This window comes from Pseudohalioglobus lutimaris, assembly GCF_002866825.1.
GTDB classification, from domain to species: Bacteria; Pseudomonadota; Gammaproteobacteria; order Pseudomonadales; family Halieaceae; genus Halioglobus; species Halioglobus lutimaris.
The window spans coordinates 97,384-106,432 of record NZ_PKUS01000022.1; the positions used below are offsets into that span (position 1 = coordinate 97,384).

Annotated in this window: 11 protein-coding genes; 10 read left to right on the forward strand and 1 reads right to left on the reverse strand. The window is 49.6% G+C overall.

The genetic code is table 11. The annotated features are described in order from the left end of the window. Positions 1–123 precede the first annotated feature (123 nt). The 10 genes from C0039_RS15055 to C0039_RS15095 all read left to right on the forward strand — a co-directional run bounded on the left by C0039_RS15055 (position 124) and on the right by C0039_RS15095 (position 8,204). Entirely contained in the window at positions 124–582 is a 459-nt protein-coding gene (locus C0039_RS15055) for a GFA family protein (RefSeq protein ID WP_101518509.1), read from the forward strand. 112 nt (positions 583–694) lie between these two features. Next, on the forward strand, positions 695–1,096 hold the full coding sequence (locus tag C0039_RS15060) for a GFA family protein (protein WP_075998971.1): 402 nt from the start codon (positions 695–697) through the stop codon (positions 1,094–1,096). A 199-nt stretch (positions 1,097–1,295) separates the two neighbouring features. Then, a complete protein-coding gene (locus C0039_RS15065; protein WP_133126011.1) occupies positions 1,296–1,856 on the forward strand; it encodes a 2'-5' RNA ligase family protein in 561 nt (186 codons plus the stop codon). Positions 1,857–2,263: 407 nt separating this feature from the next. Further along, a complete protein-coding gene (locus tag C0039_RS15070; protein ID WP_101518511.1) occupies positions 2,264–2,644 on the forward strand; it encodes a VOC family protein in 381 nt (126 codons plus the stop codon). A gap of 370 nt (positions 2,645–3,014) precedes the next feature. Continuing rightward, on the forward strand, positions 3,015–3,332 hold the full coding sequence (locus C0039_RS15075; protein ID WP_101518512.1) for an antibiotic biosynthesis monooxygenase family protein: 318 nt from the start codon (positions 3,015–3,017) through the stop codon (positions 3,330–3,332). A gap of 326 nt (positions 3,333–3,658) precedes the next feature. Further along, on the forward strand, positions 3,659–3,970 hold the full coding sequence (locus tag C0039_RS15080) for a hexameric tyrosine-coordinated heme protein (RefSeq protein ID WP_084179191.1): 312 nt from the start codon (positions 3,659–3,661) through the stop codon (positions 3,968–3,970). A gap of 155 nt (positions 3,971–4,125) precedes the next feature. Next, positions 4,126–4,503 carry a hypothetical protein gene (locus tag C0039_RS20940; RefSeq protein WP_075998967.1) on the forward strand — a complete coding sequence of 126 codons (378 nt, stop codon included), beginning with the start codon at positions 4,126–4,128 and terminating at the stop codon, positions 4,501–4,503. 7 nt (positions 4,504–4,510) lie between these two features. Further along, complete coding sequence (locus C0039_RS15085) at positions 4,511–5,395, forward strand: MOSC domain-containing protein (RefSeq protein ID WP_075998966.1); 885 nt, start codon at positions 4,511–4,513, stop codon at positions 5,393–5,395. A gap of 24 nt (positions 5,396–5,419) precedes the next feature. Continuing rightward, positions 5,420–5,833 (forward strand): RidA family protein, encoded by a 414-nt coding sequence (locus C0039_RS15090; RefSeq protein WP_075998965.1) that lies wholly within the window; start codon positions 5,420–5,422, stop codon positions 5,831–5,833. Between the two features lie 913 nt (positions 5,834–6,746). Further along, a complete protein-coding gene (locus C0039_RS15095) occupies positions 6,747–8,204 on the forward strand; it encodes a CoA transferase (protein WP_076002094.1) in 1,458 nt (485 codons plus the stop codon). Between the two features lie 196 nt (positions 8,205–8,400). Here C0039_RS15095 and C0039_RS15100 read toward each other — a convergent pair whose 3' ends face one another. Then, positions 8,401–8,964: a peroxiredoxin family protein gene (locus C0039_RS15100; RefSeq protein ID WP_075998964.1), complete on the reverse strand. Its 564-nt coding sequence runs from the start codon at positions 8,962–8,964 to the stop codon at positions 8,401–8,403. Between the last annotated feature and the right edge of the window lie 85 nt (positions 8,965–9,049).

Genomic DNA, 9,049 nt, shown 5'->3' on the forward strand with positions numbered 1-9,049 from the left:
GTGTAGCGAGCCCTACCTGTCTCTTTTCTGAGTGCGCAGAAAAGCCGTCAGCCACGGTCGGACGCTTAACGCGGCGTTAATTTTTTTTAGCAACGGTGCTATTTGAATATTTGGGGGAATACTATGTACAAAAAGGGAAGGTGCCTTTGTGGAAAGGTAACGTATCAACTAGAAAAATCACCTCTTTTCGTTCAAGCCTGCCATTGCTCACTTTGTCAGCGCATCACGGGAACAGCATTCAATTTAATAATGGTTATTGAAGATAAGGAATTTACGATTTTATCTGGAGATATAACAACTTTCGAATTTAAAGGTGGCAGTGGCGCACTATACGATATTTATTCATGCAGGTGTTGCGGCAACGGGTTGTGGGGAAAACCAAGAGAGTCAGTCAAAGATATTACTTTTGTCCGGTCTGGAACGCTGGAAATTACCAAAGACATAAGGCCGCTCGCACATATATTTACTGAGTTCAAACAAGACTGGGTTTTGTTACCAGAAGATACCCCTCAGTTTGAAGGCATGTATGATCTTGAAAGTACGTGGCCAGCAGAGAGCAGGAAGAGGCTAGAAGCGACATAACAGTTAGTGTAGTTTATGCCTGTCATCTCCGGTGTTCGGCCTCTACTCACAGCCATTACCGAAAAAGGCGTTATCTGTGCGTCACCTACATGCCACAGAATAAGGGAGTTTGATGACTGATTACTTTGGATCTTGTTTGTGTGGCACTGCGAAGTTTGAGGTGCAAGGGGAGTTCGACAGCTTTTACCTGTGTCACTGTCAGCATTGCCAAAAAGATACCGGGTCTGCTCATGCGGCTAACTTATTTTCGCAGTCAGCTAGATTGACCTGGTTGGCGGGTGCCGATTCTGTGACCACCTTTACGCTTCCAGGTACTCGCCATAGAAAAAGTTTCTGTAAGTTTTGTGGTTCAGCATTGCCAGGCACTCATAGCGCAGGTCTGCTCGTTATTCCCGCAGGGTGTTTGGACACGGAATTCTCTATGTTGCCAACAGCTCACATCTTTACATCTAGCAAAGCTTGTTGGGATAGAGAGTTAGGGGTATTGCCAGAGTTCGAGGGTTTGCCGGATTGAGATACCATCAGATAACAAATCAACGCTCGCGGGTTTGGCAATGCTTTTATCTTCTGAGCAAAAGCAAGCTCAGAAGCCGCCAGTTTCAGCTCACCAGTGTTTGAGAGGCTATGCATCTACTTATACTTATCGCCAGGCGCAGCGATGCATAACAAGAAGTTGAAGTGCGCTCCGCTTCTCTATAGCGGGCGCATACCCCGTGCGCACCGGATGGCAGGGTGTTAAGCTTCTCGCCATGCTCTACACTCTCTGCTACCCCACGCTTTCCGATAAAGATCATGAATTTATCCGTTCTTTCAGGCGCGAGCACGACCTTCCATTTCGTGATGTCGTCGATCACCACTTCACCGTCGTGTTTGGGATTTCCGATTTTCCCGAAGATACGTATTCAGAGCATGTTCGAACTATTCTGCAAGATCAGAAAAGCATCGATTTCGTTTGCCGCTATGCCGCTTTAGGAGATGACTCCGATTCAGATGATTTTTATGTTTTCCTGACACCCGATGAGGGGCTTAGTGATATTTGTCGACTTCACGACAAGCTTTATAGCGGAAAGTTGAAACAGTTTCATCGCATTGAAATACCCTATATTCCACATATTGGTATTGCCACCATGCCCGATGCCAGGAGGATTCAGTTTCTTTGCGATGAGTTAAATGCCAGTTCATTCAGTATCGGTGGGACGCTGGAGAGCGCTACGATCTGTGCGTATGACGGTACACAGGTTGTGGATCTTGAGCGCATCGAGTTTGAAACTTAACAAGGACGGGCACCTCCGCGCACTGGACTCGCAAAACGCAGCACAGCTCCGTCGCCAGTACCGGGTGCGTTATGTTCACAGGCCACCATCGCAATGAATATCAAGATTTCTGAAGAGGCCCATCTGGAGCAGTTGTCCAATACAGACGCTGAAGAAATTTACGGTCTTATCGAAACTGATCGTGAAATGCTTGAGAAGTAGCTGTATTGGGCGTCTTTGGTTAAGGATGTTGTTTCAACCAGGAATTAGATCGAAGACAGGATCGCCAGCAAAAAGTTTGGCTCATCCTGGTATAAGATTACGCTCAACGGACAAGTTTGCGGAGTTTCGGCGTAAAATCAGTAGTCGATGAAGGACAGTATGCCGAAATTCCCCCTTGTCGCATACGTTATGCACCCGGAGGATAAATGGAGCTTAACCAGGTAACTTTACCCGTTAAGAACATGGAAGACGCAGTCCAGTTTTACCTCACACTGGGTTTCACACAAATCGTGGATACGCCGCATTATGCTCGTTTCAGCTGCCCGGACGGCGATTCCACGTTTTCTCTTTCGCTGGAATACGGTGAATTTGAAAATCATTCTGTTATCTACTTCGAGCACGAGATGCTGGAAGAGCTTTGTAATAGCCTGACCCAGAAAGGTATCAGTTTTGAACAACAGCCGACTGAAGAGCCCTATTTATGGAAAGAAGCGATAATCAAAGATCCATCTGGCAACAAAATTAAATTGTATTGGGCTGGAGAAAATCGGCTAAGCCCTCCGTGGAAAGTTGACAAACGCGCATAACAAATCGCTGTAGTCCTTTCCTTTGGTCACCGCGGTGAAAGTGTATGGGTTGCTTCGTACTTTAGCCCGCGCGTTCGCGCCCCACAGCTAGTCGTTATAGCCCGACAGCAGCTTGCGGCGACGGGGGCATGTGTAGCCCAGTTGCGTAATCTTGGGTCGAGAATTGCAACCCCGGGATGCTCAGCCAATTTGAATTTGAACAATTGAGTATCCGCTGTGATACTGGGAAAAGCTTCGTAACGGTTACTGAATACGCCTAATCAAACAGTCATCAGTGTGCATAAGGAACGATTTAGTAGATGCACATGCGATCTATCCAGCACATGCGGATTGACCAAAGTGCGCGCCAGGCGCCGTCTTTGAGGAAGTTATGTCAGGGATCACTAAAACTCCGAGTCCACCATATTATGCAGTGATTTTCAGCTCTGTCCGCACGGATGGTGATCATGGATACGGTGCTATGGCCGAAAGAATGGTTGAATTGGCAGCCCAGCAGGAGGGGTTTCTTGGTGTCGAGTCAGCCCGTGAGGATATCGGTATCACCGTTTCGTACTGGGCGAGCGAGGAGGCGATCAGGAACTGGAAGCGAAATGCTGAGCACCTCGAAGCCCAGCGCCTTGGCCATAAAGCCTGGTATTCCGAATTCAGGGTCCGCGTCGCAAAGGTAGAGCGGGATTACGGCATTTAGCCAGCCAATCAGACTCGTTGGAGGCCGTCCACCGGATGGCTCCTAGTCGCCTCTGGTTACAGTGTTAATCGTATTCGATGATACGCTAGAAGTAGGATTCTGAAGTAGATTCAGTCTTGGCGCTAATGAAGGAAAATAGAATTTCATACTACTTGTCAGGCAATGCGCTGTGGTGCGGGCGAGTATAGAAGATCATTTTATGGGTAAGCGCAGAATAGTGTTAAAGCGTAACGGCGCTTTAGTTGCCAGCGATTCTCACGTTGGATTTTTGTTAGTCTCTTCAAGAATCCGGCTTTTCCATCCATAGAGGCTATTGGAGAATTATCATGAATACGCTATTTAAGGCAGTGTTGCTGCTATCCTTCTTATCAACTGGCCTTATCCAGTCCGTACATGCGTCAGAAGAGGCGAAAGTTGAAGACTACATGCCAAGTCTGATTACCAAAACGCCTCTTGAAGGGCGTTTGCTTGCTATAAAAATGGTGAGAAAAACCATAGGGACTATTCAACGAGATCCTGAAATCAAGCAAACGGTTAGAAAGGAATATGAAGATGATCCGCAATTATTGATGTATGCAGCAGAATTGGTCGCTATAGAGTTTAGAACTATTGCGATTGCCAATAAGTATTGGCGATAAATCGGGCCACGCTAGGTCTCTTGGGTTTCTTTGGTGCGTTGCTATCGAAAAACCGGTCTATGTAGACATCTTCCGGGTTGCTCTCAAAAGGTTATGCGCATACGCACTGTAGAGCATTAAACAAGTAAGCGGGGACACAGGTTGCGGGCCGCAGCATGAAGCGTTCTGTCACCTCGCAGCGCCGCATTAGCATTCTGAGGGGGCCTTTGAAGGTGAATCGAATTCAGGATAAAGATACTCGATATTTTCTTACTATTGATCGTTATTCAATGAAAGTCGTCGGCCATAGCTTTGAACAGAAGCAATACCTCAACAAAGGGCGTCAGACGGACCACGACACTCATCGTCTATTTATCACTAAAGGGCAGTATCAAAAGTTTGTCGAGCGTTGTGTCCAGCAGCGAATTAACTCCACGGCAACACAACAATCGCCCTGGTTTGCTCCAGTTCGCCAGGCACTCATGGGAAGCACGTGCAGCGCCCCGTGGCGAGGTGTTAAGTGGCAGACGAGTTCCACTATTTTAGTCCAGTGAGATTATTGTGATATTAGGAAAGCTGTTAGAGATTTGGCGATATCCGGTGAAAAGCATGGGAGGCGAGAGCTTGAATTCTGCCGTAGTCAACAGCAGTGGCCTTGCTGGAGATCGTTGCTGGGCAGTCCTCAATGGTGAGACCAGGGAGATTTGCCTCGCCAAGCGTTGGCCAGACTTACTAAACTACCGGGCAGAACTTCTTGCAGGTGAAGATTTACAGTCTAGCGGGTTCTCCGATGAGGTGCCTGATGTCCATATCCACTGCCCAGGCGGGAAAGTGATAGCAGGACGAGAGTCTAATGCCGAGGCTTTTTTGTCGTCGGAGATGGGCAAACAAGTTTGTCTGTCTCCACTGGTCCATCCCAGTGATAAGGACCACTATCGCCTTGCGAAAGCACGTACTGATGAATCTATGGCAATGGAGATGCAGTTGCTTGAAGGGGAAGCATTTCCTGATATTTCAAGTACCCCGGATGAATTGATGAATGCACTAGCCGAATGTGTCACGCCACCGGGGACTTACGTCGACGCTTATCCGCTGCATATGGTGACGACAAATTCCCTTCAGTATCTTTCCGAGTTGGGCAAAGTCGATGCAGTGAAGGGGCGGTTCAGGCCCAATTTGTTGATTGAACCATCGAAGAAATTTGCGGAACTGACAGAAAATTCCTGGTTGGATTGCCGGGTGCAAGTGGGTGAGGCGGTATTGCGTATTCATAGCCGTACTGTGCGTTGCAGTATGCCCTCGCGGGAACAACAATGGTGCGGTATCAAAGCTGAGGCGAAAATGGCCAGAGCCATGGTCGATCATTGTGATCGTCACCTGGGGGTCAACGTGATGGTTGAGAAGGGTGGAGTCATATCTGCTGGCGACGAACTGGCGTTGCTTTAATAGTTATTGGAAGAGGGTCATTCGATGCCTAATCAGCCGCTCAATCCCAACACCTTGTTCAAGATGCGTGGATTTCACCAGGTGGTCACTAGCACTGGGACCAAGGCGATTCATATTGCCGGGCAAGGTGCTTATGATCATGAGATGAATTTGGTTGGTGTTGGGGATTACCGTGCACAAACCATTAAGGCCTTTCAGAACCTGGTATTAGCTCTTGAGTCGGCTGGAGCAACCCCCGCAGATGTGGTTAGCAGTCATATGTTTGTTAAGGGCCTCTGCCCTGAAGTAACAGGGCAATTCATTGAAGCTATGAATGTGGCGCTAGATGGTAAGCCGTTTCCAGCAAATGCTTCCAGTTTGATTGGCGTGGAAGCATTGGGCGATCCGGAGATGTTAGTGGAAATATCAGCAGTGGCAGTGCTTGATGACAACACATAATAAGAATGGACAACGGTTGCTATGGACCCCTGCGTTGAGCGTTTGAAGCTCGAACGGGGAAAGAGGTGAGCTAGCTGAAAGGGCCACCGGGTTAGCGTCCAAATGTTGAGTTGTCACCGAACATGTTCACATCCTGGCCAGAAAGGAATCAGTCTTATCGCCCGGCTGTGGTAATTGAATTAGTTGCCGCACACCTGAGGTTGGGCATCCGGCAATGCCTTGCGGTCGGTCCGCTATAAACTGCTTCCGGCGGTCAGCGTCTTCAAGTGGGCAGTTGAATGTAGGCGTTGAAGCGCATTTGGAGGATTGAAAGCAATACTGGTCCAGGTAAGACGCAACAACGGTGAAGCAGAATCTGTGGCCCTGGGTGTGCCATACGGTTCTTATAGCCAACTGTTCTATCATTCCTAGGCTTATAACTGGAAAACGTCTCCGCGGAGATTTCGGGCAAGATCGATCTCTGCCATTGGCTCGATAATCGGGGTAGGTGGGCTGCGTGAGCGTGCTGCAGGGGATGGGTGCCAATCTACATTAACCAGGTAGAGTTGCGTATGGCGAGCTGCAGCAAGAACCTCAGGGGTCAGGCGTTCTCAGCATGGATATCAGCGGGTTTCCAGAAGCTTTTGATCCAGAGCTGGTGGGTATGCCTGGGGGACCTAATGAAATACAGTGTTTGGTGTCGCGCAGCCTGGAACCTTGATGTGCATTCGATATAGAGTGTCCTTGTAAGCAATACGCTGGTGGCCAAGGTGCCTAACAAGTCAGTCAACTACCCGCCCACAAAGCCAGACGTGCTATAACGCGCCAGGTATTGAAGCGATAATTAGTCTTACCGCATTTGTATGCGGACAGGAGCTCAGCTTAAATGACAACACGACGAGAGTTTATAGCTGGCGCAGTTGCCGCAGCTGGCATGGCAGCGTTAAGCCCGGCAATTGCTGCCTCGCAAAAATCAGCTATCGATAGACATTTCGGCGCCTTGATGCATGGCATTGGCCTCAATCTGGAAGAAACAGGCGGCACTATAATGTTCAACGGTAGTGAGCCATTGTTTCCTAGCGCGACACCATTGGCAACTGCATTTGCGTTACCGGCGATGGCTTGTGGCGCCGGCGCGGCGATCAACTGGCGACAGCGCGGTGGCGCCGGGCAAAATATCAGCATCGACATCGAGCAGGCTGCCCATGGCGTGTTCCCCGAGATGACCGCGAACCCATCTCTTAACGGTGGTCCCTATCCTGGTTTTTATACCGACAATCCAATCGAACAGAGTCATGCTTACGATACACGCGACGGGCGCCATATCTATGTGGCATCGGTTTATCCGCACCAGATCAAAGCGTGGTTGAAGTTTCTGGATTGTGATCGAAACAGTGAAAGCGTGCGCGCTGCGATTAGCCAGTGGGATGCCCAGGCACTTGAGGATGCCGCGAACGCTGTCGGGTTAACAGCCTGTGTCGCGCGCACGCCAGAAGAGTGGCTCGCTCATCCGCAAGGTCGCTTACTATCGCAAACGCCACTCATAGAGATACGCAAGCTTGGCGATAGCCCTGTGGAGCCATTAGGTTCCGGCAGTCGACCACTCTCGGGTGTCCGTGTATTGGCCGCTACTCACGCGATTGCCGGTCCTACTGTTGGGCGTTGTCTGTCACAGCACGGTGCGGACGTATTGCAGTTTAATAAGCCTGACGACTTCGAACACGAGTGGGTCTATCTCGATGCGAATGTCGGGTCGCGCTCAACCATTCTTGATCTGAATGTCGATAAGCAGCATGCAAAGGCGCACGAATTACTACGTGATGCCGATATCTTTGTTGATAATTATCGAGGCCGCTCTCTGGGCAAATTCGGTTTTCTACCAGAGGACCTCGCCAAAGAGAGGCCTGGCATCATTGTTGTCACTATTCGTTGTTACGGTTGGGATGGCCCCTGGGCTATGCGAGGCGGTTTCGATATGCTCGGCTGTGCGGCTTCGGGGTTGACCATGCTTGAAGCGATTGACGGAAAGCCGCAATTACCATCAACGCTACTTATCAACGATCATGTCGCGGGTTATCTCGGTGCTGCTGGCGCGATGGCTGCGGTCTCCCGCCGTGCGCGGGAAGGTGGTAGCTATCATGTGTCGGTCAGCCTTACCCGCGCAGCGATGTGGTATCAAGGTCTGGGCATGATGAACAAGAAAGCGCTGTTGCAGGAGTTTGGCGATAAACCTCATCGGCTGCCTGCCCCCGATATGATTACGCGGCAAACGCCATTTGGCGAGGTACAACGCCTTGCGCCAGCGGTAAAGCTATCAGCAACCCCTGCGTATTGGGAGGATCCGATCCTTGTCCACAAGGGATCCAGCACGGCTGAGTGGCGGCAGTCGTAATCGTTTGGCAATCCAGAATATGGTCTACCCGTTACCTACTTTACCTATTTGGAAAATTCCAGGACTCTGTCCTTAGCGTTGCTCCATTCGTAGCGCTCAAGATAATGGGTCACTAGAAGTATTAGGAAGCCAAGGTGGCATCTTCACAGCGTGACAGGATACGTTACCGCTATCCACTGTATGCGGCCTCGGGCGCTTATAGAGAGCATCCGCCCTCATCGCATTTATGTGTACCTGTATCGTGAACAGGATCGGGCTCACCAGAGTGGTCTACTGCCTGGGTTTCTTCTTCCAGCAAGCGACCAATAAAACTGCCCACCTGCATGTCGCTCATTCGGCCAAACTGATTAAGTCTCACCCGGCCTTGCTTATCCAATACGATAAGCGTTGGCGTCCCCTGCATTTGATAAGCTTCCATTGTGTGAGGAACAGAGCCCGTAGCTGATGGCCTGTCAATCGCTACCGGAAACGGTATGCGGTACTCATGGATAAAAGCCGCTAATGCTGCTTGTGTCATTACTTCATGGTGCTCAAAGACGGTATGCAGGCCAATAACTTGAACATGCTCCTGTCGATAGAGTTCGTAAATGGCGCTTGCTTGAGGTATGCCATGCGTGACGCAGCCCGGGCATAGCATCTGAAAGGCATGAATTACCACAACCTTCCCCCTCAACTCAGACAAGGTAAGAGGCCTGGCTGTATTGAGCCAGGCTGCTGCATTCAGAGGTGGTGCTAAAGAATGACGTTGTGGGTTTTTCATGTTTCCTGCTCTGGTTTTATTGCGATTGGGAGTGTTAGAAATTCTGTGTCAATCCACTAATCTCTATATGAGAGGATTGACCTAT

What these genes read in the sequence shown, in the direction of transcription:
- C0039_RS15055 (WP_101518509.1), top strand. Translation starts at nt 124, where the DNA reads ATGTACAAAAAGGGAAGGTGCCTTTGTGGAAAGGTAACGTATCAACTA.
- C0039_RS15060 (WP_075998971.1), top strand. Translation starts at nt 695, where the DNA reads ATGACTGATTACTTTGGATCTTGTTTGTGTGGCACTGCGAAGTTTGAG.
- C0039_RS15070 (WP_101518511.1), top strand. Translation starts at nt 2,264, where the DNA reads ATGGAGCTTAACCAGGTAACTTTACCCGTTAAGAACATGGAAGACGCA.
- C0039_RS15075 (WP_101518512.1), top strand. Translation starts at nt 3,015, where the DNA reads ATGTCAGGGATCACTAAAACTCCGAGTCCACCATATTATGCAGTGATT.
- C0039_RS15080 (WP_084179191.1), top strand. Translation starts at nt 3,659, where the DNA reads ATGAATACGCTATTTAAGGCAGTGTTGCTGCTATCCTTCTTATCAACT.
- C0039_RS20940 (WP_075998967.1), top strand. Translation starts at nt 4,126, where the DNA reads ATGAAGCGTTCTGTCACCTCGCAGCGCCGCATTAGCATTCTGAGGGGG.
- C0039_RS15090 (WP_075998965.1), top strand. Translation starts at nt 5,420, where the DNA reads ATGCCTAATCAGCCGCTCAATCCCAACACCTTGTTCAAGATGCGTGGA.
- C0039_RS15095 (WP_076002094.1), top strand. Translation starts at nt 6,747, where the DNA reads ATGGCAGCGTTAAGCCCGGCAATTGCTGCCTCGCAAAAATCAGCTATC.
- C0039_RS15100 (WP_075998964.1), bottom strand. Translation starts at nt 8,964, where the DNA reads ATGAAAAACCCACAACGTCATTCTTTAGCACCACCTCTGAATGCAGCA.